Below are 25759 nucleotides of genomic sequence, written 5' to 3'. Positions count from 1 at the left end.
GTACCGGGGACGGCCCCGGCTCACGATGCATTCCGGTCTCGTCGACCGGGATGTTCCAGGGGCTTCCCGGCCGCGCGGGGCAAAGGGTGGTCCGGGTCGTCGTAGAACAGGACAAGTCCCCGCACCCAGCGCGCCTCCGGGTCCATGCCCCGGGCGCGCAGCCGCCACACCTGGCCGGGAAGCGACTGCAGGGCGTGCGCCGGGCGGTCCGTGGCCAGCAGATCGGCGATCCCCGTGTGGAAGTCGTCGCAGGAGTCACCGCAGTCGACCTCGTACGCGTGCCCGTGCCCGTCGGAGCGCCACAGGGCGACGGGGAAGCCGAGCCCCACGGCCCGCTGGGCGGCGACCCCGCCGGGACCGGTCGTGACGTCCCGGCAGAGCACCGGGATCCGGCCGTCCGGTACGGCACCGAGCTCATGGCGGCCGAGCGGCGCCCGGGGGTCGGCGAGCCGCAGGAACTCGAGACGGGGCGCGCTCAGCAGACCGCTCCAGCGGTTCGCCCAGAGGGTCTCTCCGTCCGTGGCCACCGGCGCGAGGCGGCGTTCGATGTCCCGCAGGACCACGGGGCGGTCGGCGCCGATGACCACCCGCGGCGAGCTGGGGCGGGGGTCCTCCCTCATCTCCCAGTCGGCGACGGCCGCGCCGAACCGGGAGCCGGGCAGGGCCACTTCGAGCGGTACGGGGTCTCCGGGCGGCCGGGCCGCGTCGGCGCCGGACAGGACGCCGGAGAGAGCGGCGAGGGCCTGATGGCGGGCCTGTTCGAAGGGCAGGCCGTCGGGCTGGGGCGCCACGGCGAGCTCCCAGCGGCCGTCTCCGTACCCCTTGAGGATCGACCAGGTGAACAGCTGCTCCTGGACCTGCGCCTCGCCGTAGAGGTCGTCGTCCGTCTCCTCCTGGTAGAGGGCGGGGGCCTCCTCGAATTCGAGGAGGACCGCGCGGGGGGCCGGCCGCAGACCGCGCAGGGTCCTGCGGGCCTGGGGACGCAGGGCCTGCCCGCGCTCCATCACCCAGCGGTGCAGGGCCTGCGCCTCGACGGCCGCGGCGCCGTCGGCGCCGGAAGCGGCGGCGCTGCGGTGCGCCTCGACGGCGACCCGCGCGAGGTACTGGAGGTGGACGGCGAGGTCGTCGCTGCCGCCGAAGCCGCGGAGCATGCCGTGGCCGTCGCGCCAGGTCAGCGCCCGGGTGGCGCGGTTGGCGTGCTGACCTGTGGCCTCCTGCACGAGCTGCTGCACGACCAGGGGGCTGCGGGGTCCGGGGATGCTGCCCAGCCGGTGGAGGGCGGTGAGCCGGTCGGTCAGCGCCCAGGTGCTCAGCCGGCCGGGCAGTTCGCGCTGTCCGTCGATCCAGGTGTCCTGGCCGTCGCTCTGTTCCGGGTCCTGGCGGCGCCAGTGCCATTCGTCGTGCAGCCGCATCAGCTCCCGGTACGGCTCGTCCCCGAGGTCGGGGGCGCCGGGCTGGTGCGCGTCGGGGCCGAGGGCGCGCAGGGCGCTGACGGCGACCGCGAGACCGGAGCGGCCGTCCTTGGCGCGCGCCTTGACGACGCCGATCACCTCGCCGCGGTCGAGGTCGATGAGCGGGCCCCCGGAGACGCCGTGGCGCATGTCGACCTTGAGCGTGACCTTGATCCGGCTGCCCTTGTTGCCGCCATGGCCGCAGACCAGCTGTTCGGTGACGAAGGGCCCTTCCTCGCCGGTGGCGTCGTAGAAGCGGCCGATGATTCCGCCGCCGTCGTCGTCCTGCCCGAACTCACCCGGCGGCCGGTCCGTCAGCCAGACGCAGCGTTCGCGTTTCACCGGTTCCAGGAGCGCGATCAGGGCGAGGTCGGGGGTGATGCCGTCGACGGCGTCGGCGTACGGCTCGCGCCCGGCTTCCTCCGCGCCGCGCTGTGGCACGGACTGGCGGGGCGAAGGCATGCAGTACGCGAGCCGGCCCGGCAGGACCTCCCCGTCCACCACGACCCCCACATCGGGCTCCCCGGGGGCGACCGGGTCCTGGGGGCGGCGCAGCCCGAGGCCGTCCACGAGGACGTGGGCGCAGGTCAGCACCCATCCGGGCGCGACCAGGAAGCCGCTGCCCCAGAGGACGGGCCGGCGCCGGCCGGGCGCGTAGGGGCCGTCGTCGGCGGGGGCGGCCGGGCGGGGTGGTGGGCAGATCCCGACGGTGGCGTCCTGCGCAAGACGCCACAGGATCTCGCGTCCGGACATCAGCTCGCGGCCCGGTCCGGGCCTCCTTCGGGCGTTCCGTTCCGATGGGCCGAGCGGCGGTCGGCGTGCCGCCAGGTCAGGGTGATGGAGAGGTTCGCCTTCGCCTCGCCGTCGGCGAGGACCGCGAAGGCCTTGCCGGGCTTGGCGGAGACCTCGATCCCGAAGGTGACGGCGGTCTCGTCGGGGGCGACGGCGGCGGTGGCGTCCCGCACGGAGCGGGCGACGCCCTCGACGGTCTCCTTGAGCCCCTCGACCCTGGTGGTCACCCGGTCCCAGACGCCGACGTCCTCGTAAAGATCGTCGTACTCGCCCCCACCCCCGTCGAGCCGGGACACCCGGACCCAGACCTCGGTGCCGTCGGGCAGCTGTACCGGCCGTATCCCGTCCCCCATGACGCACCCCCGTCCCCGTGGCGCACCAGTTCCCGTACGCCCCAGTCACACTGATGGAGGATCAGGCTAGCTCGCCGGGGGCGCGGGGGCGAGGGGCTCCCCGGCTCTCCTATCCTGGCTGGGAGAACGCATTTTCCGAGTCCCAGCGGAGCACCCCTTGTACTTCACCGACCGTGGCATCGAGGAACTGGAGAAGCGGCGCGGCGAGGAGGAAATCACCTTCGAGTGGCTCGCCGAGCAGCTGCGCACCTTCGTCGACCTGAACCCGGACTTCGAGGTCCCGGTGGAACGCCTGGCAACGTGGCTGGCCCGCCTGGACGACGAGGAGGACGAGGAGTAGGCCCTCGGGTCACGCCTTCGACGGGGGGCGGGTCGGGCTGTGCCCGGGGCTCCCGTACGGCCGGAGGCGGGCGGGCACGGCACATCACCGGGACCGCGACCGTGACCGGTGCGGCGGGGCCGGGCGCGCCCGTGATGCGGGAAGCCGCTCGCAGCGCACTGCGCCGGACCGGCGCCGGCGGCGGGCATCCGGGCGGAAGCTTCCCGCCGGAGGCCTGCGGGCGGGTCCTCGAAAACGAGGCGCGGTTCAGCGCACCGCCGGACGGGCTGAACCGGGCGCGCGGGCGGGCGGCGGCGGGGGCGCGCCGCGCCGGACAGCTTGATCCGAGCGGCATGATCCCCGCAGGGGCGGGACCCGGGCCTCCGGTTCGGGGCCTGTCCTCGGCCACTACCTGCCGGCTCACTGCCCGCCAGGACTGATCAGCCCCGGGGGAACGAGCGCGGGACGACGACTCCGACCGCTCACCGACTCGTCGGCGCCTCCGGGAACCACCGACCCCGCGCCCCCAGGGCCGCTCAGCGACACGAGCGCACGACGGACTCGTCGGTACGCTGCACCACGGGGGCGGTTCGAGCCGCCGGCCTCTCGGCAGTACGGCGGTGCGGCCGCCCGGGGCCGCCGGCTCCCAGGACGGGACGGGCCTCCCGACCACGCGGGCGGCCCTTTCTGCCGCTGCCGCCCCCGTTTCGAGTCCACCGACCGGCCCAGCGGCCGGTCCGCGCCACATCGCGTTCGGCGCGCACCGCGCGGTGCCCTTCGCCGGCCACGCCCTCGCGACCACGTGATCACTCGGCCCCCACCGCAGCGCCGGTCCCGCGCGATCGTGCGTGTCCTCCGAGGGCCACGCCATCCCGACCAGCTTGTCGACCGGCCGACACCCGCGCCGCTCCCGCGCACGCACCGCCCCAGCCGCGCCGCCGCCGCGCCCCCGCTCACCCCCGTCGAGGCGGCCCACAGGCCGCCCCGCACTCCACCGCGTCGGAGGCCGGCTCCCCTCGCCCCCCGGGCCGGCCGAAGGCCAGGCCCCGCCCCTTGACTTCCTTCGACCGCGATATATCGTGTCTATCGAGATACGCGATATGTTGCGTCGCCGATCCGGGAGGTCCGCACCATGACAGAGTGGTCCGTCGCCGAGCCCCAGAAGCTCACCTTCGACGACCCCGTGACAACGCTCAAGGTGCGCGTCGTCAACGGGACGGTCAACGTCGTCGGGACCGACGAGGGTTCCGCGCGGTTGGAGGTGGGGGAGATCGAGGGTCCGCCGCTGAGCGTGACGCGGCAGGGTTCGACCCTCACCGTCGCCTACGAGGATCTGACCTGGAAGGGCTTTCGCGACTGGCTCGACCACAAGCTCGACCGCAGGAGCTGGCGGCGCAGCGCCGTCGTGACCCTCGCCGTGCCGGCCGGGGCCGACGTCGAGGTGGGGGCAGTCGGTGCCGCCGTGATGGTGTCCGGGGTCCGGGGACGTACGGACGTCCGCGGTGTCACCGGCGACACCACGCTCGTCGGACTCTCGGGCCCGGTCCGCGCGGAGAGCGTCTCCGGCAGCCTGGAGGCCCAGTCCGTCACCGGCGATCTCCACCACAAGTCCGTCTCCGGCAGCCTCACGGTCGTCGACGGCGCCGGCCCCCGCGTCCGGGCGGAATCGGTCAGCGGCGACATGGTCGTCGACCTCGACCGCGCCGGCCCCACCGACGTCCGCCTGACCAGCGTCTCCGGCGAGATCGCGATCCGGCTGCCGCACCCGGCGGACGCCCAGGTCGAGGCGAACACCGCGAGCGGCGCCGTCTCCAACGCCTTCGAGGACCTCCGGGTCGGCGGCCAGTGGGGCGCCAAGAAGATCACCGGAACGCTGGGCGCGGGCACGGGGACGCTCCGCGCGACGACCGTGTCCGGCTCGATCGCGCTGCTGCGCCGCCCGGCCGCCGCCGAGGCCGACCCGGGCTCCGGCTCCGGCTCCGGCTCCGGTCACGACGCCGGCCCCGAGTCCGGCCCCGACTCCCCCATCGACTTGGGAAAGGTGCTCTGACATGCCCCCGGTCTTCGCCCACGGCCGCCTGCGGCTCTACCTCCTCAAGCTCCTCGACGAGGCCCCCCGCCACGGCTACGAGGTGATCCGTCTCCTGGAGGAACGGTTCCAGGGCCTGTACGCGCCCTCGGCGGGCACGGTCTACCCCCGGCTGGCCAAGCTGGAGACCGAGGGTCTGGTCACGCACGCCACCGAAGGCGGCCGCAAGGTCTACTCGATCACCGACGCGGGCCGCGAGGAACTGGCAGGGCGCGGCGGCGAGCTCGCCGACCTGGAGCTGGAGATCCGCGAGTCCGTCTCCGAGCTCGCCGCCGAGATCCGCGACGACGTCCGCGGCGCCGCCGGCAAGCTCCGCAGCGAGATGCGGGCCGCGGCGAGCGAGACGCGCCGTCCGGAACCCGGCTTCGGCGACACCTTCGGTACGGCGTTCGGGGAGACCTTCGGCGACGCCAAGGAGGAGCTGCGCCGCGCCAAGCAGGAGTGGAAGGAGCAGACCCGCCGGGCCAAGGACGAGTCGCGCCGGGCCCGCGAGGACGCCAAGGCGGCCCGACGCCAGGCGAAGGAGGCCCAGGAGAAGGCCCATCAGGAGGTCCAGCGGATCGCCCGCCAGGTCCAGGAGCAGGTCCAGGACCACTTCAGGCGGGGCGACTGGCCCACGGGCGTACGGGAGGGGCTGTCCGAGCTGACCGCCCAGCTGGGCGGCATGGCCCGGGGAGCGGCCTGGCCGCCGTACGTCAAGCCGGATCCCGCCGACGCGGACCCGGAGTGGCCGAAGGACACCGAGTCGACCGGCGACCCGGCCCGTGACCTGGACCGGCTCCTGGACCGCTTCCGCGACGACATCCGCGACGCGGCGCGGGACCACGGGGTCTCGGAGGCCCAGCTCGGCGAGGCCAGGCGCCATCTGTCCACGGCGGCGGCCCATATCGCGGCGCTGCTGCGCAGCGACCGGCAGGAGGGTTCCGACCGCGCCTGAGCCCGCACCGGGTCCGGGCCGACGGGGTTCCCCCTGTCCCGGTCGGGGGACGACCCGCGACCCGGCCACGCCTTACGCGGAGCCCAGGAGCCCGGCGGGCCGGTTACCCGGCGGGACGCGGCCGGCGTACGAGGGCTACGGCCGCACCGCGTTCGGGCGCAGCGCCTAGCGTCACCGCTGCCGTCGACGGCTGCCCCATCGATCCGAAGCCCGTGCGCTCGGGCGCCACCTGCTGACGGCCCCGGCCGTCCTCATCCGGCGGCGGACGCCTCGGCCGCGAACAGGAGCCGTTCCAGGGCGCCGTAGGTCGCGCCGTGCTCGGCCATGACCTCCGACACGAGACCCGGGCGGGCCGCGAGTGCCAGCAGCAGGTGCTCGGCGCCGATGGTGCGGTCGCGACGGCCGAGGGCGACACGCAGCGACTTCTCCAGGACGTCCTTGGCCTCGCGGGTGAAGGGGCGGCGGCCGGACCACCAGCTCCGGTCGGCCCGGTCGCCGGCCAGCACGCCCACGCCGTGGGTCTCCTCCACGCGGGCGACGATCTCCTCGACGGAGATGCCGATCCCGGCGAGGGCGTCGGCGTCCGCCCTGGACATTCCCCCGCGTCGGCGCGCCTCGGCGAAGGACTCCTCCAGCGCGGCCCGCCGGTCGGTGACGCCCAGGGCCCGCAGGGCGAAGGCCGTCCGTCCTCCCTCCGCGTCGAGCAGGGAGAGCAGCAGATGCTCGTCGGTGACGGAGTCGGAGTGGGCCCGCTCGGCGTGGGCGACCGCGCCGGTCACCACGGAACGGGCGTCCTTCGTGAACCGTTCGAACATCACTGCCTCCCGTACTTCTTGTGGACGGCCTGCCGGCTGACCCCCAGCTCGGCCGCGATCTCCTGCCACGACCAGCCCTGGTTGCGGGCACTGCGCACCTGGACGGCTTCGAGTTGCTCGAGGAGTCGCCGCAGCGCGGAGACGGCGCGCAGGCCGACCCGTGGGTCGCGGTCGCCCGCCCTCGCGGCGAGATCGGTTGCGTCGGTCATGGCTGTCAACTTACATTGACAGCCCTCGGCTGTCAACCTTGGTTGACGGTGAGGGTCACCGCGGCTCCCGGCGCGGCCACCACCCGCACACGCGCGGGCTTCCCGGGCGCCACGCGCCGCGTGTCCGCACACGCCCGCCCGCCGACCTCGATCCGCCAGCCCCGCTCGCCCGGCGGCAGCGACAGTTCGGTGACCCGTGAGCCGCGCCGGGCCGCCTCGTACTCCAGCCGGTAGACACCGGAGCCGTACGACGAGGAGCGCACCGCCCCCGCGACCGCGGCGGCGTACGGCGAGGCGGTCTGCTCCTTGTTCGTACGGAAGGCCCCGGCGGCGTCCACCGCGCAGTACCCGCCTCCGTAGCACCACACATAACCCGCCCAGCCGGAGCTGTAGCGGTTCAGCGAGGCGAGGGCGTCACGGTAGAAACGGCCCATGTTCGGCAGGTCGTTGTTGAGCGGCCCCCACTCCCCGACGACGACCGGGACGCCGTAGGCCTTCGGATAGCCGGTGACCGCGGTCTCGTACGACTCGATCCAGCCCGCCGCCGGGTCGTAGTCGGCGCCGGCCTCCATCGCGGTGTTGTAGAAGTGCGGGGCGTACACCACCTTCGGGTCCTTGATCCTCCCCAGGCCCGTCGGGACGCCCTCGCCGACGATCGGTGTCGGCTCGACGAACACCCAGGTGTCCCCGTCCACCGAACGGACCGCGTCCGCGAGCCGGTTGTACATCGGCGTGAGCTGGTCCCGCTCGATCCGGCGGGCCGCGGCCGGCAGGTCCTCCCCCTCCCGCAGCTCCCCCATGGGCTCATTGATCAGGTCGTAGCCGAGCACGGCAGGATGGCCCTCGAACCGGCCGGCGAGCACCCGCCACATCCGGGCCTGCGCGCGCCGCAGGTCCTCGTCCTCGTAGAGATGGGTGAAGGCCCGCTGCACGGCGGGCTCGAAGTACTCCGAGAACCAGTCACCGGGATGCGGCGCGAACGGCAGGCCGTCGGTGCGGGTGGCCCACTCCGGGACGCCGCGATGCCCGAAGGCGGGCCCGAAGACATCCTGGTGGGCGTCGATCAGGATCTGGATGTCGTACTTCTCGGCCCAATCCAGGATCCGCTCGATCTTCCGCAGATACGCCCGGCTGTACTGGCCCCGCCGTGGTTCCAGGTCGTCCCAGAAGACCAGCAGGCGGGCGAAGTTGAAGCCGCGGCCGCGCATGTCGCGCAGATGCTTCTCGGTGACGGCGCTCAGCGCCTCGTCACCGCGGTGGGTCTTGTCCTCGATGTTCCAGCCGCGCAGGGTGAGGGCGCGGCCGTCCTTGTCCGTCAGGGCGGGTATGCCCGCGGGCCCGGCGGGGCCGGTGCGGGCGGCCGCAGGGGCGGCCGTCGGGGCGAGGAGCGCGGCGGCGAGCGCCGCGACTGCGGCGAGGGTGCTGGTCGTTCGCATCACGGGAAACCTCCGGCACGGCGGTGTGGTCGCGTGCCGGAGATCCCATCAGTACATCTGACGGACCATCAAGACGTCGTGAGGACGATCTTTCCGAAGAGGTCGCCCGAGGCCATCTTCTCGAAGCCCTCGCGCGCCCGGTCCAGCGGCAGCACGTCGTCGATCACCGGCCGGACACCGGTCGCCGCGCAGAAGGAGAGCAGGTCCTCCAGCTCGTCCTTGGAACCCATCGTCGAACCGATGACCTTCAGCTCCAGGAAGAAGATCCGGGTCAGCTCGGCGTGCGGGGGGCGGTCGCCGCTGGTCGCGCCGGTGATCACCAGTGTGCCGCCCGGCCGCAGCGACTTGACGGAGTGGGACCAGGTGGCGGCGCCGACCGTCTCGATGACGGCGTCGACCCGCTGCGGCAGCCGCGCGCCCGGCTCGAACGCGTCGACGGCGCCCAGCTCGACCGCCCGCTTGCGCTTGGCCTCGTCGCGGCTGGTGGCGTACACCCGCAGGCCCGCCGCCTTGCCGAGGACGATCGCGGCGGTCGCGACGCCACCGCCGGCGCCCTGGACGAGGATCGAGTCGCCGGGGCGAACGCCGGCGTTGGTGAAGAGCATCCGGTAGGCGGTGAGCCAGGCCGTGGGGAGGCAGGCGGCCTCTTCGAAGGAGAGCTCCTTCGGCTTGGGCAGCACGTTCCACGCGGGGACGGTGACCTTCTCGGCGAAGGTGCCCTGGTAACGCTCGGTGAGGATGGACCGGGGCTCACGCGGCCCGACGCCGTGACCCGTCTGGCCGATGACCGAGTGGATCACCACCTCGTTGCCGTCCTCGTCGATGCCGGCGGCGTCGCAGCCGAGGATCATCGGCAGCTTGTCCTCGGCGAGGCCCACTCCGCGCAGCGACCAGAGGTCGTGGTGGTTGAGCGAGGCGGCCTTGACGGTGACGGTCGTCCAGCCGGGACGTACCTCGGGAGCGGGCCGTTCACCCAGCTCGAGGCCGTTCAGCGGCTGGTCGCGGTCGATTCGGGCGGCGTAGGCAGCGAACATGACCTTGAGCGTAGGACTCGGGGCCGTACGGGGGAACCATGTGCCGGTGTGACACGCACCCCAGGCCGCGGGCTCGCGACGCGAAGGGGTTCGGCGACGGAAGGGGCCCGGGCAACCCGAAGGGTTCGGCGACGCGAAGGGTTCGGCGACGCGAAGGCGCCCGGCAGCGCGAAGGGGCCCGGCAGCGCGAAGGGGCCCCGCCGTTCGGCGGGGCCCCCTGGGTGCGCGTGACCGGGTCAGCGGCGCGCCACGCCCTCGGCGCGAGCCGCCGCGGCGACCGCCGCGGTGACCGCCGGGGCGACCCGCTCGTCGAACGGCGAGGGGATCACGTAGTCGGCCGCGAGGTCGTCACCGACCACGTCGGCGAGCGCGTCCGCCGCCGCGATCTTCATGCCCTCGGTGATCCGGGAGGCCCGCACCTGCAGCGCACCGGCGAAGATGCCCGGGAAGGCGAGGACGTTGTTGATCTGGTTCGGGTAGTCCGAACGGCCGGTGGCCACGACCGCCGCGTACTTGTGCGCGACGTCGGGGTGGACCTCCGGGTTCGGGTTGGCCATGGCGAAGACGAACGCGTTCGGCGCCATCGACGCCACCGCGGCCTCCGGGACCGTACCGCCGGAGACACCGATGAACACGTCCGCGCCGGCCAGCGCGCTCTCCAGCGAACCGCTCAGACCCGCCTTGTTCGTGATCTCCGCCAGCTCGCGCTTGACCGGGGTGAGGTCCTCACGGTCCAGGCTCACGATGCCCTTGCGGTCGGCGACCGCCACATCGCCGAGCCCCGCCTCGAGGAGGAACTTCGCGATGGCGACACCGGCCGCGCCGGCGCCGGAGATGACGCCGCGCAGCTCGCCCAGGCCCCGCCCGGTCAGCTTCGCGGCGTTGCGCAGAGCGGCCAGGGTGACCACGGCCGTGCCGTGCTGGTCGTCGTGGAAGACGGGGATGTCGAGGCGCTCCTGGAGCTTGCGCTCGATCTCGAAGCACCGCGGCGCCGAGATGTCCTCGAGGTTCACTCCACCGAAGGAGGGAGCGAGCCGGACGACGGTCTCCACGATCTCGTCCGCGTCGGTCGTGGCGAGCGCGATCGGCACCGCGTCCACGCCACCGAACTGCTTGAAGAGGATGGCTTTCCCCTCCATGACCGGAAGGGAGGCTTCCGGGCCGATGTCGCCGAGTCCGAGCACGGCCGTTCCGTCGGTGACCACGGCGACGACCTGGGACTTCCAGGTGTAGTCGTGGACCAGGTCCGGCTGCTCGGCGATAGCGGTGCACACCTTGGCGACGCCGGGCGTGTACGCGAGGGACAAATCGTCCTTGTTGCGGACGGGCACAGTGGCCTGGATGGCCATCTTGCCGCCGCGGTGCAGCGCGAAGGCCGGATCGAAGGGCTCGTCGGGCCCACCTTCCGTACCGCTGTCGCTGCGAGGATTGACGATCTCCGCTGCCATTTGGTTGACCCCTTAAGTCTTCATCATTTGAGGGTGGCCACTCCTGGTTGAGGAGGGGTGGGCGGACCCGCGTCCGTGCCCTGCGCCTGGCGGTTGGCCCGCCTCGGCAGGGGGAGGTACGAACGCGCGGGCGCGCCGCACACGCGCCCTGAGCCCCGGATGAGGGGTGTAAGGATCCTTCTTACCGGACGGACGGCGTCGGCGACGAGTCCATATCCGGTGATCTGTCACTCGCGACGGCGCGCCCGATGACATGATTCGTCACACCATGTCGGTCAGCGCTCACAGAACGCCCGGTTCGCGGACTTCGCGGAGTCCGTATGACGAGATCAACCGAAGATTTTCCGGTCTGAAGGTAGTGCTCCCGGAGATGGTCCGGCCTTGCGGTACCGGCCTTCCGGAGATCGGGGGTGACCCGTTACCCGATTTTGACATGCGCGGCCCCCTGATTCGTGTGGTCCGAATGGCAAGATGCCGTAATCACACGAGGTCGCGACACCCGAAGGTGCGTGCCCGACCTGGCAACTCCCTCACCAGCCGGAGGAACCCGACCATGACCGCAAGCTCCACCCGCTGTACGACCGCCGCCAAGCCCCGGACGTCCCGGATTGCCGCGGTCGCCGCGATCGCGGTCGCCGGCTCCATGCTGCTGACCGCCTGTGGCGACCAGACCGACAGCGGCACGAAGAAGGAGGGCACCTCCTCGAGCTCGGCCCCGCTCTTCTCCAAGCTCCCCGCGAAGGTCCAGAAGGCCGGCGTGATCAAGGTCGGCACGGACGCCACCTACGCGCCGATGGAGTTCAAGGAGGGCGAGAAGGTCGTCGGTGTCGACCCCGACATCGCCGCCGCCCTGAGCAAGCAGCTCGGCGTGAAGTTCGAGTTCACCAGCGGCACCTTCGACACCCTGCTCGGCGCGCTGCCGACCGGCCGCACCGACGTCGTGATGTCCTCGATGACGGACACCAAGGCCCGCCAGGAGGGTCTGGACGACAAGGGCAAGAAGACCGGTACCGGTGTCGACTTCGTCGACTACTTCTCCGCCTCCACCGGCATCCTGGTCAAGAAGGGCAACCCGGAGAACATCAAGTCCCTCGACGACCTGTGCGGCAAGAAGATCGCCGTGCAGCGCGGTACGACCTACGAGCAGTCCGCCAAGGACCAGGCCGCCAAGTGCGAGAAGGACGGCAAGCCGAAGCTCACCTTCGAGTCCTTCCCGACCGACGCCGAGGCCCAGACCCGTGTGAAGGCCGGCGGCGCCGTCGCCGACCTGAACGACTCGCCGGTCGCCGCGTACATCGCCAAGACCGCCGGCGGCGGCAACGACTTCGAGGCCGTCGCCAACAAGTCGGACGCCGGACTCTTCGGCATCGCGATCGACAAGAAGAACACCGAGCTGCGTGACGCCCTCAAGGCGGCCCTCGACGCGGCCATCAAGGACGGCAGCTACAAGGCCGCGCTGGACAAGTGGGGCGCCGCCGACGGCGCCGTGACCGAGGCCAAGATCAACGGCGGCTCCTGACCCGCGCACCACTGAAGGGCAGTCGTTGTGAGCGACAAGTTCGACAAGATTCCCTCCGGGGCCACACCCGCCCCGGCGGGGGTCCCCCCCGAGGCGATCAAGGCCATTCCCGTACGCCACTACGGACGCTGGATCAGCGCCGTCGTGGTGATCGCGCTCCTCGGGGCGCTCGGCTACGCGTTCTCCCAGGGCAATGTCCGCTGGGCGACCGTGCCCGAGAAGCTGTTCGACTCCAGCATCCTCTCCGGCCTCTGGCACACCATCCTCATCAGCGTCGTCTCGATGCTGCTGGGCCTGGTCCTCGGTGTGCTGTTCGCCGTGATGCGGTTGTCGAAGAACCCGGTGACCAGTGCGGTCGCCTGGCTGTACATCTGGGTCTTCCGCGGCACGCCGGTCTATGTGCAGCTGCTGATCTGGTTCAACCTCGCCCTGATCTTCCCGCTGTTCAACATCGGGTTCTACAAGGACGAGATGACCGATGTCATGACCCCCTTCCTGGCCGCCCTGCTGGGTCTCGGCCTCAATGAGGGCGCGTACATGGCGGAGATCGTCCGGGCCGGCATCCAGTCGGTCGACGAGGGCCAGACGGAGGCGTCGCACGCCCTGGGCATGACCCAGGCGAAGACCATGTGGCGCGTGGTGCTCCCCCAGTCGATGCGGGTGATCATCCCGCCGACCGGGAACGAATTCATCAATATGCTGAAGACGTCGTCCCTGGTCATCGCCGTTCAGTACCCGGACCTGCTGCGCAGTGCGCAGGACATCGCCTCCACCTCGTTCGCGGTGATGGAGATGTTCTTCGTGGCGTCGATCTGGTACCTGGCACTGACGTCGGTGTTCAGCGTCGGCCAGTTCTACCTGGAACGGCGGTTCGCGCGGGGTTCGCTGCGCCAGCTGCCCGCCACCCCGTGGCAGAAGGTCAAGGCGAACATGCTCTCCCTCTCCAACTGGCGGCGGTGATCCTATGTCTACGCAACCCATGGTGAAGGCCGAGGGCGTTCACAAGTCCTACGGCGCCGCCCACATCCTCAAGGGCATCGACCTGGAGGTCGCGCCCCGCGAGGTGTTCTGTCTGGTCGGCCCGTCCGGCTCCGGCAAGTCCACCTTCCTGCGGTGCATCAACCACCTGGAGAAGATCAACTCCGGTCGGCTCTATGTCGACGGTGACCTCGTGGGCTACCGCCAGAAGGGCGACAAGCTCTACGAGCTCAAGGACAGCGAGGTCGCGGCGCAGCGCCGGGACATCGGCATGGTCTTCCAGCGCTTCAACCTGTTCCCGCACATGACGGCGCTCGAGAACGTCATGGAGGCGCCGGTCCAGGTGAAGGGCGAGTCCAAGGCGGTGGCCCGGGAGCGGGCGGCGAAGCTGCTGGACCGCGTGGGCCTGGCCGACAAGGCCGGGAACTACCCCTCGCAGCTCTCCGGCGGTCAGCAGCAGCGGGTCGCGATCGCCCGTGCGCTCGCGATGGAGCCGAAGCTGATGCTCTTCGACGAGCCGACCTCGGCGCTCGACCCGGAGCTGGTCGGTGACGTCCTGGACGTCATGCGCGACCTCGCCGAGTCCGGCATGACGATGATCGTGGTCACCCACGAGATGGGCTTCGCCCGCGAGGTGGGCGACTCCCTCGTCTTCATGGACGGCGGTGTGGTGGTCGAGTCGGGCCACCCGCGCGATGTGCTGGGCAACCCGCAGCACGACCGCACGAAGGCGTTCCTCTCGAAGGTGCTGTGACGCCGTCGGGGCTGTGGCCGTAGGGGAAGGGGCGGTACGGAATCTCCGTACCGCCCCTTTCGCGTTACTTGACGGCCAGCACGAGCGAGTCGGACGGGGAGGCCCAGACGGCCCGCGCCTCGCCGAATCCGGCCGCGCGCAGGGTCGCGGCGTGCCACCGCGCGGAGGGCGTCTCGCCGTCGGCGTGCTCGCCGTAGATGGCGAACCGCTCGGCGGTGGGCCCGGCGAGGACCGGATCGGAGGCGGCGAGCTTCCACCAGTCGGTCCAGTCGAGGGCCCCGTCGGCCCTGGCGCGGTCCATCGCGGCGTGCCGGTGGGCGCGCTCGGCCGCGTTGATCCGGGGGGTGCTCTCGTCCCTCATGTGGTCCGCGTTCATGAAGACGCCGCCGTCGCGGACGAGCGGCGCGAGCTGTCCGTACAGCGTGGCCAGCGGCCCGAGGTGCAGCCAGTGCAGGGCCGTGGCGGTCAGGACGGCGTCGTACGAGTCGTGGGGCAGCGCGTCCGTCCATCGCGGGTCCTTGAGGTCCGCGCGGACGAAGGTCACCCGGTCGTCACCGGCGAAGTACCCCTCGGCGATGGCGAGGAGCGCCGGGTCGAGGTCCACGCCGGTACTGACGGCCTTCGGGAACCGCTGGAGCAGCCGGTCCGTAATACTTCCCGTACCGCACGCCAGATCCAGGACGCGGGGCTCCGGACCGACCACGGCCTCGACCATGTCGAGCATGACCCGGAACCGCTCCTCCCGGTCGGGCATGTACCACTCCTGCTGACGGTCCCAGCTCTCCTGCCAGGCCCGCCAGTCCGTGGCACTCGCTGTCGTATCCGTCATCCCCGGCCTCCCGCTCCGTAATACCCTCGAAGTAATACCCTGGATGGGCAAGCGTCACTTACCCCCGCTGCCCCGACCCTAGACCGCCGCCGTAAGGACTACAAGTGGAACTGGCCTATTACTCGGATTACGCCGTGCGTCTGGTCAACACCGAGGAGCCGGCTCGCAACAAGGACGCCCTCACGTCGGTCGAGGTGGTCCGCGACCTCTTCGGCGCGGCCTCCCAGATGGCGCGGCGCGTCACGGACGCCGACGTGACCCGCTTCCGGTCGGTACGGGCCCGGCTGCGCGCGGTCTTCACCGCCGCGGACGCGGGCGACCAGACCGGGGCCGTGGACCTGCTGAACTCGCTGCTGCTCGAATTCCCCGTCAGCCCGCAGATCTCCGGGCACGACTACCTGGACGACGAGGGCCGGCCGCGCTGGCACATGCACCTGGCCGACCACCCGTCCAACGCGACCGCAGGCTACGCCGCGATCGCCGCCATGGGCCTCGCCTTCCACCTGACCGAGTTCGGGGCCGACCGCTTCGGTCTGTGCCAGGCGGCGCCGTGCCGCAACGCCTACCTGGACACCTCCACCAACCGCTCGCGCCGCTACTGCTCCGACCGCTGCGCGACCCGCGCCAACGTGGCCGCCTACCGGGCGCGCAAGCGCCTGGAGACCGAGCGGGCGGAGAACACCGGCCTCACGCAGGACAGCAGCCAGGACAGCACGACCCCGACGGACCGCTGACGCCCGGGCGTCAGCGGCCGGTAGCGCGCCCGTACGCGGCCGAGCACGAGCTCCGGCGGCACACTGCCGAACAGCCGGCTGTCGCCCTCGGCGTCCGGATTGTCACTCAGCACCCACCAGCCGCCGTCCCGCCGGCCGACCAGCCGCTTCACGATGAGCAGGTCCTGCTGGAGAGGGTGGCGCAGCACGACCACGTCACCCGGCCGGGCCACCGCCCGGTAGTGCACGAGCAGTTGGTCGCCGTGCAGGAGCGTGGGGACCATCGACAGCCCCGTGACCTCGGCGATCCCGAACGGCACTGCCGATTCCCGCCCCTGATTCGCCATCCGGCACCTCCCGGTTCGATCGTCCACGAGTCTCATGGTGACCCTGGACTTTTGTCCTAAGCCCAAGGGGGCGCTCGCGAAATCGCGCTTCTCACGGAGTAATGTCCCACCTGAGAAGACGATCACGAGGAAGGACAGCTCAATGCTCTCCCGCCTGTTTGCCCCCAAGGTGAAGGTCAGCGCCCACTGCGACCTCCCCTGCGGTGTGTACGACCCGGCCCAGGCCCGTATCGAGGCCGAATCGGTCAAGGCCGTCCAGGAGAAGTACCTGGCCAACGAGGACCCGCACTTCCGGGCCCGCGCCACGGTCATCAAGGAGCAGCGCGCGGAGCTCGCCAAGCACCACGTGTCGGTGCTGTGGAGCGACTACTTCAAGCCCCCGCACTTCGAGAAGTACCCGGAGCTGCACCAGCTCGTCAACGACGCCCTGAAGGCGCTGTCGACGGCGAAGGCATCGACGGACCCGAAGACGGGCGAGAAGGCGCTGGAGCTCATCGCTGAGATCGACCGCATCTTCTGGGAGACGAAGAAGGCCTGATTCGCGTTCTTTCTTCGCGTATCGCCATGCTTCACCAGACCGCACCCGGTCCGCAGGCCGCCTCTCCTGGCGTCCACCGCGGTCCGGGTGCGGTCTTTTTCGGTCCCCCTGTACGGGTCGGTGCGGTCGGTGCGGATCGGTGCCGGCGCCGGGACCGGCCCCTCACCCCACGCGCAGCGTGTACCGCAACTTCTCCTTGGCGGCCGCGCCAAGACGGTCGTAGAAGCGGATCGCCCCCTCGTTCCACGCCGGTGTCTGCCATTGGATCTCGGTCAGGCCCAGGGACCGGGCCTCCTCCTCGATCGCCGCCATCAGGAGCGCGCCGAGGCCCAGACCCCGCCGGCTGTCCGCGAGGTAGAGGCAGTCCATGTGGAGATAGGGGCCGGCCCAGGTGGAGAGTTCCGGGGCGCAGGTGGCGTAGCCGGCCAGGTGACCGTCCGGGAGTTCGGCGACCAGGCAGCGCAGGCGGCGGGGGTCCTCACCGAAGAGCATCGCCGCCAGACGGTCGGCGAGACCGGGCGCCGGGGGCGCGGCCTTCTCGTAGGCGGCGTGCTCGGCGGCCAGTTCCGCGACGCGCGGCAGGTCGGCCGGGAGGGCGTGGCGGACCCGGGGGGCGGGCGCCGTCATCGCACGACCCCCTCGATCACATCGGTGCCCCACGCGTCGAGCCGGCCGCCCCAGGGCCCTTCGCCGTCCAGCACGTGACGGACGAAGGACTCCCGCTCGTGGGCGAGTACCGCGGCCTCCCAGACGCAGGGCGCGAGACCGACCCGGCCCGGGCGCAGTTCTTCGGGGCGCCCCGCCGGGCCCGTGTGGACCGAGAGGTCGGACATGTGGCCCTCGATCCAGGTGTGGACGAGGACGTAGTCGCCGTCGCCGCCCGCGTGTACGAGCAGGACGGCCAGCCCCAGGGAGCCGTACCGGCGGCCGCCCGCCAGCCGGTCCGCGGCGATCCGCAGCGCCGGAGCCAGGTCCGCCTCGGTGACCGTGCGGCCCGGGGCCTCGATCCCGTACACCTTGACGAGGTGCCCGGCAGTCTCCCGTACGCCGAACGACCGCACCGCGCGCGGGTGGTGGCCCTCGGCCAGCGCCGTGAGCGCCTCCAGGTCCACCGCCGTCGCACTGTTGGCGTCGTGCGCCCAGGTCCGCAGGGTGTAGGCGCGGCCCTTGTCCTCGACCGGTATCGGCTCCTCGTCGGTCAGGCGGTAGCCCGCCGCCCGCGCGACCGCCTCGCTCGCCGCGTTGCCCGGTTCGATCTGGAGCAGGAGCCGCGGAAGTCCCAGCGTCCCGTGCGCGTAGGCGGTGAGCAGCCGGGCGGCGCGCGGGGCGAGGCCCTGGCCGCGGTGGGCGGCGCCGACCGCGTAACCGAGGGAGCGGGCGGGGACGCTGATCATGACCTCGCCGAGCGGCTCCCCGCCGTCCTTGGTTATCGCCAGATGGAGCCGGCTGCCCTCGGTGCGGGCGCCGCGGATCTTCGTCAGGAGCCCGGCCGCGGCGGCCTCGTCGAAGGGCGAGGGCAGCGGAGTCCAGCGGGCCACCACCGGGTCGTCGAAGAGCTCCGACATCACCGGCAGATCGTCCTCGGTCCACTCCCGGAGGACGATGCCCTCCCCCTCGATCCGTACGGTCACAGTGACGCACTCCCCTTCGTCGACGGCCGGAGAGCGGCTCCTACGCCGCTCTCAGCAGCGGACTCCCGTTCCGCAGCAGCCATTGACGGTACGCCGCCGCGCGCAGCGCGGCCTCCCGGTACGCCGCCGAGAGGTCCTCGTACATGCCGCCCGTCCCCTCCGGCGGGGCCTCCAGGCGCGCGTACAACAGCAGCCGCACGGCCAGCGGGTCGCCCCGCAGGGGTCTGATCGCCATGTCGTCGCGGGGTCCCGAGGTCGGCTGGCAGGGCGCCACCGCCTCGCCGAGCACGATCAGGGAGGCCGCCGTGTGGTAGTCGGCGTGCAGGACGGGCGGGTTGATACCGGCGGCGGCCAGGACGCGGCGCAGCCCGTCCCACTCGCCGTCGACCGTCGGGTCGACCAGCCACCGGTCCCCCGCCAGGGCGGCCAGTTCCACGACGGGCTCGGCGGCCGCGGGGTGATCGTTGGCCATGGAGACGAACTGCGGCTCCCGGTCGACCAGTACGCGCCGCTCCAGGCCGTCCGGGACCCTCAGCGGGCAGCCCTCCACCTCGTGCACGAAGGCCACGTCGAGCTGGCCGGCCGCGACCATCCGCAGCAGCGCGTTGGCGGAGACGTCCATGTGGAGGGCGATGTCGGTGCCGGGCAGCCGCTGGCGCAGTCGGCGCAGCCAGCCGGGCAGGGCGCGGCTCGCGGTGGAGCCGACGCGCAGCCTGGGGCCGTCGGCGCGGGCGGCCGCCGCCCTGGTCTCGGTGATCAGGGCGGCCATCTGCGTCACCAGGGGCCGGGCACGGCTCAGTACCGACCGGCCGAGCGGCGTCGGCCGGCAGCCCGTGCGCTCGCGCGAGAACAGCTCCGCGCCCAGGGAGTTCTCGATGCGCCGCAGCTGGGTCGTCAGCGACGGCTGGCTCATCCCCAGCTGGCGCGCGGCCTTGTGCAGGCTGCCCGTGTCCGCGATGGCGCAGAGCACGCGCAGATGCCTCACCTCCAGCTCCATGCCCCGAGGGTAGGGCGGCGCCCTGGGTCGCACCAGACAACCATTCCGGCTCAATTGCCGCCGAATTAAAGGTCTGTTGGGACGGGTGATGCGTTTGTGCTATCGGGGTTTGCCATCATCCGTACGGGCCCGGGGCTCCTCGACACTCTGACCGACCCACCCAACCGAGCGCGCCCACCCAGCGCGTACCGGACGAGTAGGAGCCCCCCATGAGACATCGCATCTCCGTCGCCGCCGCGGCCCTCGGCCTGGCCGTCGCCGCCCTCGGCGCCGTCCCCGCGAGCGCGAGCCCCGCCGCCCCCTCCCCGACCAGCGCCTCCGGCTTCACCGCGTACGCCGGTTCGGCGGCTGAGGCCAAGGCCAACAAGGCGTTCTACGAGGCCGTGATGAAGTCCGTCGCCGAGAAGCGCGCCGCCAATCCCGGCGCCCTCGCCGTCACCGTGATCTACAGCACCGCCAACGCCCCCAGCTTCCGTTCGCAGATATCCCGGAGCACCCAGATCTGGAACAGCTCCGTGAACAACGTGAAGCTGCAGGAGGGCAGCAACCCGGACTTCCGGTACTACGAGGGCAACGACTCCCGGGGCTCGTACGCCAGCACCGACGGGCACGGCCGGGGTTACATCTTCCTCGACTACCGGCAGAACCAGCAGTACAACTCCACGCGCGTGACGGCCCACGAGACCGGCCATGTCCTCGGTCTGCCCGACCACTACTCCGGCCCGTGCAGCGAGTTGATGTCCGGCGGCGGTCCCGGGACCTCCTGCCAGAACGCCCAGCCGAACTCGCAGGAGCGCTCCCGCGTCGACTACCTGTGGCGCAACGGCCTGGCGGCGGCGGTCGCCAAGGCCTCCTGACCCGCGCCTCCTGAACGAGGGGGAGGGACGCCCCGCCCTCAGCAGTGGCGGGGCGCGCCTCCCCCTCTCCCCGCACCCTTCGCGCGAACGCCCCTTGCGCCGACGGCCGTTGCGCCGAAAGCGGTTGAGCCGGCGGCGTTGCGCCGGCGGTCTTTGCGCCAACAGCGGAACCCCTTCCGCGGTACGACCACCGGGCGAGAGTGGGCATCCTCAGATGTCGACCCGGGAGGCTTCCGTGACCAGCGAGCGATCCGAGACGCTCTACGAGGCGGTGGGCGGCGCCGACGCGCTGCGCCGCCTCTCCGACACCTTCTACGAGGCCGTGCTCGTCGACCCGCTCCTCGCGCCGGTCTTCGCGGACTTCACCCCGGCGCACGTCGAACACGTCGCCGTATGGCTGGCCGAGATCTTCTCGGGCCCCGACCGCTTCACCGCCGAACTGGGCGGCCACCAGGCGCTGTTGCGCGCCCACCTCGGCCTGTCCATCACCGAGGAGCAGCGGTCGCGCTGGATGGAGCTGATGACCGCGGCAGTGGAGAAGGAACTGCCCGACGACGAGCTGCTGCGCCGCCGGGTCCTGGAGTACTTCGAGTGGGGTACCAGGATCGCCCGGGATGTCTCCGCCGCACCGCCGGGTACGGACCTGGGTGAGCCGGGTCCGACGCCGAGGTGGGGCTGGAAGGGCCTCGCCTGAGCGGGCGGCGACCCGGCACGGGGAGTCAGGCGTGCTCCGGGAGCCTGCGTCCGAACGCGGTTCCTGGAGGCAGCTGGCGCCCGATCCGGTCGAGCGCCTCCTCGAAGTCGCCGCCGGCGATGCCCGACTCGTAGGCCGTTCCGGCGTAGTGCAGGGTCAGGCTCAGGTCGGCGCGCTCACCGAGCGTCAGAAGGCAGCTCAGCGTGGCCTGTCGGGTGTCCCCGTCGGTCACGACGGGCAGCGGCAGGTCCCATTCGATGACGCATCCGGTGAGCGCGTCACCGTCGGCCGACCTCAGGGTGGCGAGACCCGCCCCCTCATATTCGATCCCCCTGATGCGGGTGGCCACCCGCTTGCCGTCCGCCGTGATGACGATCGCTTCCGCGCCCCGACGGTCCCGGTACCAGCCGGTCCAGACTTCCCTCGACTCCGATGACATGCGCGGACTGTAGCGGTATGACTGGCTCCACCGCGCGGCCGGTCACCCCGGAGTCTGACTTCTGCCGATCTCGTCGTCCTTGCCCGGCCGCTCCCCCGCGACCTCACCGGCTTCCGTCTGTCCGGATTCCGTCTGTCCGGTTTCATTCTCCGCGGACCGCGCGTCACCGGTCTTCCCGGATTCGGCTTCGGCGGACGCGGCGGTCGGCGACTTACCGTCGAAGAGTTCACAGTCTGGGTTGCTACAGGGCTGGGGCTCCCAGACGGGCACCCACGCGCCGAGGACCTTGTGGCGCTTGATGGTCGTGCCGACAGTCCGTCCGCAGGCCGGACACACCGGGTCGGCCTGCGGATCACGGACGGTCGGTCCTTCGCTGCTGCCCATGCTTCCAGCGTAGGCAGTCGGACGCGTCACCGCTTCCTGGTGTACGTACGGACGAGGACGCCGTTGTCGAACGAGCGCACCGCGCCGAGCTCGAATTCACGCACGGCGAAGTCGGCTCCGAACATGGGCATCCCCGCGCCGTAGACCTGCGGATAGGTCTTGATGACCAGCTCGTCGATCTCGTCGATCAGTTGGCCGGCGAGAGTGGATCCGCCGCAGAGCCAGATGCCGAGCGGGCCGTCCTCGGCCTTCAGCTGCCGGACACGGCCGACGAGGTCGTCGGCGATCAGCTCGACGTTCGCGTCGGGGGACTTCTCCAGCGAGCGGGTCGCGACGAACTCGCGCAGATGGGAGTAGGGGCTGGTGATGCCGACGTCCAGGCCCACCTTGTAGGAGTTCAGCCCCTGGACCACGGTGTCGAAGTGCCGGCTCGCGGCGTCGGGGTCGATACCGAGCACGGGCCAACCTTGGGTCGGAATGGTCTCCGGATACTCGGTCTTCAAGTACTCCATGTACTCCCCGGCCACGTACTGGTACGTGGACGTGGCGTCGCCGCCCGGGTCGCCGATGAAGCCGTCGATGGTGCAGGCGATGAAGTAGGTGAGCTTGCGCAAACCGGTCCTCTTTGTCTCGGGATGATGGGGATGAGTCCCAGCGCGCTGCCCGCGCGTCGAACCACGACGGTTATAGTGCTTCAGCTGTAGTGGTGTACGCAAGCACTAATTTCCCGGCGGCTCCGAAGGCCCCGTCCCCTCGCCCGGACTACCTGGTCCGGCGGGTCACGAACTCCGCCAGTGCCAGCAGGTCCCCCGCTGCCGAGAGGTCCGGCACCGCCCGGGACAGGTGCTGCACCGCCCGGCCCATCCGGTCCGCCGCCTGCGTCTGCGCCCAGTCGCGGCCGCCGGCCCGCTCCACGGCGTCGGCCGCCCGGCGGACCGCCTTCTCGTCCAGCACCGGCAGCCGGTACAGCTCCGCCAGCTCGGCACCGGCCTCCAGCCCGGAGCCGAGCGCCGCCACCACCGGCAGCGACTTCTTGTGCGCGGCCAGATCCGCCCCGGCCGGTTTGCCCGTGCGTCCGGGATCGCCCCAGATCCCGATGAGATCGTCGATCAGCTGGAAGGCGAGACCCGCCTCCCGGCCGAACGCGTCCATCGCCGCGACTTCCTCCTCCCCCGCGCCCGCGTACAGCGCCCCGAGCGCGCAGGCGCAGCCGAGCAGCGCACCGGTCTTGGCGGTCGCCATCGCCAGGCATTCGTCCAGTGAGACCTCGTGCGGCCCCCGGTGCTCGAAGGCGCAGTCCGCCTGCTGTCCCGCGCAGAGCTCGATCACACAGGCCCCGAGCCGGGCCGAGGCAGCGGCGGACGCCGGATGCCCGTCCTCCGCCAGCAGCCGGAGCGCGAGCGCGAGCATCGCGTCGCCCGCGATGAGGGCGTCCGGAATGCCGAACACGGTCCAGGCCGTGGGGCGGTGCCTGCGCGTCGGGTCCTCGTCGACGATGTCGTCGTGGAGCAGGGTGAAGTTGTGCGCGAGCTCCACGGCGGCCGCCGCCCGTACGGCCTGGCCCGGGTCCCCGGCCAGCGCGCCCGCCGCCGCGAGCACCAGGGCCGGCCGGATCGCCTTGCCCGCCTGGCCCGCGGCCGGGGTCCCGTCGGCGTGCTCCCAGCCGAAGTGATACATCGCCACGCGCCGCAGGGAGCCCGGCAAGGAACCGACGGCGTCACGCAGTTGGGGAGTGACGACGGTGCGGGTGTGGTCGAGGAGTGCCACGGCCCCCTGGCCGTCGGTCGTGGCATCCGTGCGGGTCATGGTCACGGTCACTTCCTTCACAGCATGTCCGTCACTGCGGAACCGGTGGGCCGGCCGGGGTGGCCGCACGCGCGCGGGCGGCCACCCCGAGCACACATCAGCGCCAGCGGCCGACCTCCACGTTCTCCAGGACACCGAGCGCGTCCGGCACCAGGATCGCGGCCGAGTAGTACGCCGTGACCAGGTACGAGATGATCGCCTGCTCGTCGATGCCCATGAAGCGGACCGACATGCTGGGCTCGATCTCGTCCGGGATGCCGGTCTGGTGGAGCCCGATGACACCCTGGTCGGCCTCACCGGTACGCATGCAGATGATCGAGGTGGTGCGGGCGTCGGAGATCGGGATCTTGTTGGACGGGAAGATCGGCACCCCGCGCCAGGCGGGCACGTGGTGCCCGCCGATCTCGACGCTCTCCGGGACCAGTCCGCGCTTGTTGCATTCACGGCCGAAGGCGGCGATGGCCTTGGGGTGGGCGAGGAAGAGCTTGGAGCCCCGTCGGCGGGACAGCAGTTCGTCCATGTCGTCCGGGCTCGGCACGCCGTCGTGGGGCTGGAGCCGCTGTCCGTAGTCGCAGTTGGAGAGGAGGCCGAACTCCCGGTTGTTGATGAGCTCGTGCTCCTGGCGCTCGCGCAGCGCCTCGACCGTGAGCCGCAACTGCTGCTCGGTCTGGTTCATCGGCTGGTTGTAGAGGTCGGCGACGCGGCTGTGGACCTTCAGCACGGTCTGGGCCACGCTCAGTTCGTACTCGCGGGGCGCGGCGTCGTAGTCCACATAGGTGTGGGGCACGACGGCTTCGCCGACATGGCCGGCCGACAGGTCGATGGCCGCCTCGCCGTACTTGTTGGTGCGCTGGTGCGGCAGCGCGGCGACCGCGGCGAGGTGCTCGGCGAGTGACGTGGCCCGCTCCGCCAGGTTCTGGACGTCGGCGCGGGTGAGTTCGAGGACCGTGCACGCGGTCGCCGCGCGCGCGGTGTACTTCCAGGTCGCCTGCCCGTCGAGGAGGCCCGCGTCGCCGAAGTACATCCCGTCGGCGAGGACGTCGATGACCGCCTCGCCGCCGTAGGGCCCCTCCCCGAGCTGCTCGACGCGGCCGTGCGCCAGCAGGTACACCCGGTCCGTGCCGTCGCCCCGGTTGGCGATCACCTCACCCTCCGCGAAGTCCCGCTGGGTGCAGCGCTGCGCCAGTTCGGCGAGGGCCACCTCGTCCGCGTAGCCGCGCAGGGCCGGGAGTTCGCCGAGCTCGGCGGGGATGACGGCGACGCGGTCGCCGGTCTGGACGAACGTCACCCGCCCGTCGCCGACGGAATAGCTGAGCCTCCGGTTGACCCGGTAGGTACCACCCTGCACCTGCACCCACGGCAGCATCCGCAGCAGCCACCGGGAGGTGATCTCCTGCATCTGCGGTGCGGACTTGGTGGTGGTCGCCAGGTTCCGCGCGGCGGCCGTACCAAGACTCTGCTGCGGTGGTGCCTGATCCGCGCGCGTCTCGTCGCCGACCGTGCCTACCGAACCAACCGACATGGATCTCCCTCTCGATCAAGAGCTGACCTGCAGGAGAAGCCTTTCAGCACGGAGCGTGCAGGCGCCATTACACAAATGGGTGGGACTGGATCACGCAGGCGCGGGCAGGACACGCGCTTTTCCACTCCGGCGGCGGAGCGCCCGGAAGGCCCGGAATCCACGCCGGTGTCCGGATCGGCTCGCACGCCGTCCGAACGCATGGCCCCGGACGTCCGTACTCCGGTACAAGCGGTATCAGCGAAAGGAGGCGGTCATGGCCTCACCCATGTCCGCGAGCAGGTTCATCGACGCGCTGCGCGACGAGGGCCTCTCGGTCGTCGAGGTCGGCGACTGGCGACACCACAACCGCAACCACAAGGGCCCCTGGGGCCCCGTTCACGGCGTGATGATCCACCACACCGTCACCCGGGGCACCGCGCAGACCGTCCGGATCTGCCGAGACGGCCACTCCGCCCTGCCGGGGCCGCTGTGCCACGGCGTCATCGCCAAGGACGGCACGGTCCACCTGGTCGGCTACGGCCGGGCCAATCACGCGGGGCTCGGTGACGACGAGGTCCTGCGTGCCGTCATCGCGGAGAAGGGGCTCCCACCGGACAACGAGGCCAACACGGACGGGAACCGGCACTTCTACGGCTTCGAGTGCGAGAACCTCGGCGACGGCAAGGACCCCTGGCCGGCCGTCCAGCTGGAGGCGATCGAGAAGGCCGCCGCCGCGGTCTGCCGGGTCCACGGCTGGACCGCCCGTTCGGTCATCGGTCACCGTGAGTGGCAACCGGGCAAGGTCGATCCGCGGGGCTTCACCATGGAGTCGATGCGGGCACGCATCGGGGCGCGCCTGAAGTGACGCGCCCCTGACGCGCCACGGGAC

General features: G+C 71.6%; 28 protein-coding genes. 11 read left to right on the top strand and 17 right to left on the bottom strand.

Features of this window, described 5'->3' with window-relative positions:
- Window positions 1–20 precede the first annotated feature (20 nt).
- Window positions 21–2204 carry a VMAP-C domain-containing protein gene (locus ACZ5VC_RS07945; RefSeq protein ID WP_469119238.1) on the bottom strand — a complete coding sequence of 728 codons (2184 nt, stop codon included), beginning with the start codon at window positions 2202–2204 and terminating at the stop codon, window positions 21–23.
- Window positions 2204–2596, bottom strand: coding sequence for a CU044_2847 family protein (locus ACZ5VC_RS07940; RefSeq protein WP_469119237.1), 393 nt, complete (start codon window positions 2594–2596; stop codon window positions 2204–2206). The genes ACZ5VC_RS07945 and ACZ5VC_RS07940 overlap by 1 nt, the downstream gene beginning before the upstream one ends.
- A gap of 157 nt (window positions 2597–2753) precedes the next feature.
- Between ACZ5VC_RS07940 and ACZ5VC_RS07935 the strand changes: the two genes are divergently transcribed.
- From ACZ5VC_RS07935 to ACZ5VC_RS07925, 3 genes are all read left to right on the top strand, one after another.
- Complete coding sequence (locus tag ACZ5VC_RS07935; RefSeq protein ID WP_469119236.1) at window positions 2754–2936, top strand: DUF6104 family protein; 183 nt, start codon at window positions 2754–2756, stop codon at window positions 2934–2936.
- Between the two features lie 1111 nt (window positions 2937–4047).
- Window positions 4048–4965 carry a DUF4097 family beta strand repeat-containing protein gene (locus tag ACZ5VC_RS07930; RefSeq protein ID WP_469119235.1) on the top strand — a complete coding sequence of 306 codons (918 nt, stop codon included), beginning with the start codon at window positions 4048–4050 and terminating at the stop codon, window positions 4963–4965.
- A 1-nt stretch (window position 4966) separates the two neighbouring features.
- Window positions 4967–5941, top strand: coding sequence for a helix-turn-helix transcriptional regulator (locus tag ACZ5VC_RS07925; RefSeq protein WP_469119234.1), 975 nt, complete (start codon window positions 4967–4969; stop codon window positions 5939–5941).
- Between the two features lie 251 nt (window positions 5942–6192).
- On the opposite strand, the gene ACZ5VC_RS07920 is transcribed toward ACZ5VC_RS07925, so the two are convergent.
- From ACZ5VC_RS07920 to ACZ5VC_RS07900, 5 genes are all read right to left on the bottom strand, one after another.
- Window positions 6193–6756, bottom strand: a complete 564-nt coding sequence (locus ACZ5VC_RS07920) for a Clp protease N-terminal domain-containing protein (RefSeq protein ID WP_469119233.1) — start codon at window positions 6754–6756, stop codon at window positions 6193–6195.
- A complete protein-coding gene (locus tag ACZ5VC_RS07915; protein WP_026058749.1) occupies window positions 6756–6965 on the bottom strand; it encodes a helix-turn-helix domain-containing protein in 210 nt (69 codons plus the stop codon). Before ACZ5VC_RS07915 ends, ACZ5VC_RS07920 begins: the two co-directional genes overlap by 1 nt.
- Before the next feature lie 32 nt (window positions 6966–6997).
- Window positions 6998–8401 carry a glycoside hydrolase family 5 protein gene (locus ACZ5VC_RS07910; protein ID WP_469119232.1) on the bottom strand — a complete coding sequence of 468 codons (1404 nt, stop codon included), beginning with the start codon at window positions 8399–8401 and terminating at the stop codon, window positions 6998–7000.
- 68 nt (window positions 8402–8469) lie between these two features.
- On the bottom strand, window positions 8470–9435 hold the full coding sequence (locus tag ACZ5VC_RS07905) for a zinc-binding dehydrogenase (protein WP_469119231.1): 966 nt from the start codon (window positions 9433–9435) through the stop codon (window positions 8470–8472).
- 236 nt (window positions 9436–9671) lie between these two features.
- Window positions 9672–10883: an NAD(P)-dependent malic enzyme gene (locus ACZ5VC_RS07900; RefSeq protein ID WP_469119230.1), complete on the bottom strand. Its 1212-nt coding sequence runs from the start codon at window positions 10881–10883 to the stop codon at window positions 9672–9674.
- Between the two features lie 553 nt (window positions 10884–11436).
- Here ACZ5VC_RS07900 and ACZ5VC_RS07895 point away from each other — a divergent pair.
- Genes ACZ5VC_RS07895 through ACZ5VC_RS07885 form a run of 3 tightly spaced genes read left to right on the top strand, consistent with a single transcriptional unit; the run spans window position 11437 to window position 14134 of the window.
- A complete protein-coding gene (locus ACZ5VC_RS07895; RefSeq protein WP_469119229.1) occupies window positions 11437–12402 on the top strand; it encodes an ABC transporter substrate-binding protein in 966 nt (321 codons plus the stop codon).
- 27 nt (window positions 12403–12429) lie between these two features.
- Window positions 12430–13362 (top strand): amino acid ABC transporter permease, encoded by a 933-nt coding sequence (locus ACZ5VC_RS07890; RefSeq protein ID WP_469119228.1) that lies wholly within the window; start codon window positions 12430–12432, stop codon window positions 13360–13362.
- Between the two features lie 4 nt (window positions 13363–13366).
- A complete protein-coding gene (locus tag ACZ5VC_RS07885; RefSeq protein WP_469119227.1) occupies window positions 13367–14134 on the top strand; it encodes an amino acid ABC transporter ATP-binding protein in 768 nt (255 codons plus the stop codon).
- Between the two features lie 64 nt (window positions 14135–14198).
- Here the strand turns inward: ACZ5VC_RS07885 and ACZ5VC_RS07880 are convergent, their stop codons facing one another.
- Complete coding sequence (locus tag ACZ5VC_RS07880; RefSeq protein ID WP_469119226.1) at window positions 14199–14963, bottom strand: class I SAM-dependent methyltransferase; 765 nt, start codon at window positions 14961–14963, stop codon at window positions 14199–14201.
- 104 nt (window positions 14964–15067) lie between these two features.
- Between ACZ5VC_RS07880 and ACZ5VC_RS07875 the strand changes: the two genes are divergently transcribed.
- Window positions 15068–15697, top strand: coding sequence for a CGNR zinc finger domain-containing protein (locus ACZ5VC_RS07875; RefSeq protein ID WP_469119225.1), 630 nt, complete (start codon window positions 15068–15070; stop codon window positions 15695–15697).
- Here ACZ5VC_RS07875 and sodX read toward each other — a convergent pair.
- Window positions 15601–16023, bottom strand: coding sequence for a nickel-type superoxide dismutase maturation protease (gene sodX, locus ACZ5VC_RS07870; RefSeq protein WP_469119224.1), 423 nt, complete (start codon window positions 16021–16023; stop codon window positions 15601–15603). The genes ACZ5VC_RS07875 and sodX overlap by 97 nt on opposite strands.
- 142 nt (window positions 16024–16165) lie before the next feature.
- Between sodX and sodN the strand changes: the two genes are divergently transcribed.
- Window positions 16166–16561 carry a superoxide dismutase, Ni gene (gene sodN / locus ACZ5VC_RS07865; protein ID WP_468707194.1) on the top strand — a complete coding sequence of 132 codons (396 nt, stop codon included), beginning with the start codon at window positions 16166–16168 and terminating at the stop codon, window positions 16559–16561.
- A 162-nt stretch (window positions 16562–16723) separates the two neighbouring features.
- Here the strand turns inward: sodN and ACZ5VC_RS07860 are convergent, their stop codons facing one another.
- From ACZ5VC_RS07860 to ACZ5VC_RS07850, 3 genes are read right to left on the bottom strand one after another with little or no spacing between them, the layout of a single operon-like run.
- Window positions 16724–17188, bottom strand: a complete 465-nt coding sequence (locus tag ACZ5VC_RS07860) for a GNAT family N-acetyltransferase (protein WP_469119223.1) — start codon at window positions 17186–17188, stop codon at window positions 16724–16726.
- Window positions 17185–18192: a GNAT family N-acetyltransferase gene (locus ACZ5VC_RS07855; protein WP_469119222.1), complete on the bottom strand. Its 1008-nt coding sequence runs from the start codon at window positions 18190–18192 to the stop codon at window positions 17185–17187. The genes ACZ5VC_RS07860 and ACZ5VC_RS07855 overlap by 4 nt, the downstream gene beginning before the upstream one ends.
- Before the next feature lie 40 nt (window positions 18193–18232).
- The gene (locus ACZ5VC_RS07850; RefSeq protein WP_469119221.1) at window positions 18233–19189 is read right to left on the bottom strand and encodes a LysR family transcriptional regulator; all 957 of its coding nucleotides are present in this window, start codon (window positions 19187–19189) and stop codon (window positions 18233–18235) included.
- 209 nt (window positions 19190–19398) lie between these two features.
- Between ACZ5VC_RS07850 and snpA the strand changes: the two genes are divergently transcribed.
- Together snpA and ACZ5VC_RS07840 are read left to right on the top strand one after the other, a co-directional pair.
- On the top strand, window positions 19399–20046 hold the full coding sequence (snpA, locus tag ACZ5VC_RS07845) for a snapalysin (RefSeq protein ID WP_469119220.1): 648 nt from the start codon (window positions 19399–19401) through the stop codon (window positions 20044–20046).
- Between the two features lie 235 nt (window positions 20047–20281).
- The gene (locus ACZ5VC_RS07840; RefSeq protein WP_469119219.1) at window positions 20282–20740 is read left to right on the top strand and encodes a group II truncated hemoglobin; all 459 of its coding nucleotides are present in this window, start codon (window positions 20282–20284) and stop codon (window positions 20738–20740) included.
- Window positions 20741–20765: 25 nt separating this feature from the next.
- Here ACZ5VC_RS07840 and ACZ5VC_RS07835 read toward each other — a convergent pair whose 3' ends face one another.
- The 5 genes from ACZ5VC_RS07835 to ACZ5VC_RS07815 form a co-directional block, all read right to left on the bottom strand.
- A complete protein-coding gene (locus tag ACZ5VC_RS07835) occupies window positions 20766–21179 on the bottom strand; it encodes a DUF6304 family protein (RefSeq protein ID WP_469119218.1) in 414 nt (137 codons plus the stop codon).
- Between the two features lie 42 nt (window positions 21180–21221).
- Window positions 21222–21563: a hypothetical protein gene (locus ACZ5VC_RS07830; RefSeq protein ID WP_469119217.1), complete on the bottom strand. Its 342-nt coding sequence runs from the start codon at window positions 21561–21563 to the stop codon at window positions 21222–21224.
- 26 nt (window positions 21564–21589) lie between these two features.
- A complete protein-coding gene (locus ACZ5VC_RS07825) occupies window positions 21590–22177 on the bottom strand; it encodes a dihydrofolate reductase family protein (RefSeq protein ID WP_469119216.1) in 588 nt (195 codons plus the stop codon).
- Between the two features lie 148 nt (window positions 22178–22325).
- Window positions 22326–23369, bottom strand: a complete 1044-nt coding sequence (locus ACZ5VC_RS07820; RefSeq protein WP_469119215.1) for a family 2 encapsulin nanocompartment cargo protein polyprenyl transferase — start codon at window positions 23367–23369, stop codon at window positions 22326–22328.
- 97 nt (window positions 23370–23466) lie between these two features.
- A complete protein-coding gene (locus ACZ5VC_RS07815; protein WP_469119214.1) occupies window positions 23467–24891 on the bottom strand; it encodes a family 2B encapsulin nanocompartment shell protein in 1425 nt (474 codons plus the stop codon).
- Window positions 24892–25144: 253 nt separating this feature from the next.
- Here ACZ5VC_RS07815 and ACZ5VC_RS07810 point away from each other — a divergent pair, with 253 nt between their 5' ends.
- Window positions 25145–25735, top strand: a complete 591-nt coding sequence (locus tag ACZ5VC_RS07810; RefSeq protein WP_469119213.1) for an N-acetylmuramoyl-L-alanine amidase — start codon at window positions 25145–25147, stop codon at window positions 25733–25735.
- Window positions 25736–25759: the final 24 nt, after the last annotated feature.

The organism is Streptomyces sp. NPDC033174 (assembly GCF_055577795.1).
Note: the sequence above shows the minus strand (reverse complement) of the source record. Positions and strands in the feature narration are given on the sequence as shown.

What these genes read in the sequence shown, in the direction of transcription:
- ACZ5VC_RS07895 (WP_469119229.1), top strand. Translation starts at nt 11,437, where the DNA reads ATGACCGCAAGCTCCACCCGCTGTACGACCGCCGCCAAGCCCCGGACG.
- ACZ5VC_RS07810 (WP_469119213.1), top strand. Translation starts at nt 25,145, where the DNA reads ATGGCCTCACCCATGTCCGCGAGCAGGTTCATCGACGCGCTGCGCGAC.
- ACZ5VC_RS07930 (WP_469119235.1), top strand. Translation starts at nt 4,048, where the DNA reads ATGACAGAGTGGTCCGTCGCCGAGCCCCAGAAGCTCACCTTCGACGAC.
- snpA (WP_469119220.1), top strand. Translation starts at nt 19,399, where the DNA reads ATGAGACATCGCATCTCCGTCGCCGCCGCGGCCCTCGGCCTGGCCGTC.
- ACZ5VC_RS07850 (WP_469119221.1), bottom strand. Translation starts at nt 19,189, where the DNA reads ATGGAGCTGGAGGTGAGGCATCTGCGCGTGCTCTGCGCCATCGCGGAC.
- ACZ5VC_RS07925 (WP_469119234.1), top strand. Translation starts at nt 4,967, where the DNA reads ATGCCCCCGGTCTTCGCCCACGGCCGCCTGCGGCTCTACCTCCTCAAG.
- ACZ5VC_RS07885 (WP_469119227.1), top strand. Translation starts at nt 13,367, where the DNA reads ATGTCTACGCAACCCATGGTGAAGGCCGAGGGCGTTCACAAGTCCTAC.
- ACZ5VC_RS07835 (WP_469119218.1), bottom strand. Translation starts at nt 21,179, where the DNA reads ATGTCATCGGAGTCGAGGGAAGTCTGGACCGGCTGGTACCGGGACCGT.
- sodX (WP_469119224.1), bottom strand. Translation starts at nt 16,023, where the DNA reads ATGGCGAATCAGGGGCGGGAATCGGCAGTGCCGTTCGGGATCGCCGAG.
- ACZ5VC_RS07940 (WP_469119237.1), bottom strand. Translation starts at nt 2,596, where the DNA reads ATGGGGGACGGGATACGGCCGGTACAGCTGCCCGACGGCACCGAGGTC.
- ACZ5VC_RS07860 (WP_469119223.1), bottom strand. Translation starts at nt 17,188, where the DNA reads ATGACGGCGCCCGCCCCCCGGGTCCGCCACGCCCTCCCGGCCGACCTG.
- ACZ5VC_RS07900 (WP_469119230.1), bottom strand. Translation starts at nt 10,883, where the DNA reads ATGGCAGCGGAGATCGTCAATCCTCGCAGCGACAGCGGTACGGAAGGT.
- ACZ5VC_RS07920 (WP_469119233.1), bottom strand. Translation starts at nt 6,756, where the DNA reads ATGTTCGAACGGTTCACGAAGGACGCCCGTTCCGTGGTGACCGGCGCG.
- ACZ5VC_RS07820 (WP_469119215.1), bottom strand. Translation starts at nt 23,369, where the DNA reads ATGACCCGCACGGATGCCACGACCGACGGCCAGGGGGCCGTGGCACTC.
- ACZ5VC_RS07880 (WP_469119226.1), bottom strand. Translation starts at nt 14,963, where the DNA reads ATGACGGATACGACAGCGAGTGCCACGGACTGGCGGGCCTGGCAGGAG.
- ACZ5VC_RS07830 (WP_469119217.1), bottom strand. Translation starts at nt 21,563, where the DNA reads ATGGGCAGCAGCGAAGGACCGACCGTCCGTGATCCGCAGGCCGACCCG.
- ACZ5VC_RS07910 (WP_469119232.1), bottom strand. Translation starts at nt 8,401, where the DNA reads ATGCGAACGACCAGCACCCTCGCCGCAGTCGCGGCGCTCGCCGCCGCG.
- sodN (WP_468707194.1), top strand. Translation starts at nt 16,166, where the DNA reads ATGCTCTCCCGCCTGTTTGCCCCCAAGGTGAAGGTCAGCGCCCACTGC.
- ACZ5VC_RS07815 (WP_469119214.1), bottom strand. Translation starts at nt 24,891, where the DNA reads ATGTCGGTTGGTTCGGTAGGCACGGTCGGCGACGAGACGCGCGCGGAT.
- ACZ5VC_RS07915 (WP_026058749.1), bottom strand. Translation starts at nt 6,965, where the DNA reads ATGACCGACGCAACCGATCTCGCCGCGAGGGCGGGCGACCGCGACCCA.
- ACZ5VC_RS07905 (WP_469119231.1), bottom strand. Translation starts at nt 9,435, where the DNA reads ATGTTCGCTGCCTACGCCGCCCGAATCGACCGCGACCAGCCGCTGAAC.
- ACZ5VC_RS07945 (WP_469119238.1), bottom strand. Translation starts at nt 2,204, where the DNA reads ATGTCCGGACGCGAGATCCTGTGGCGTCTTGCGCAGGACGCCACCGTC.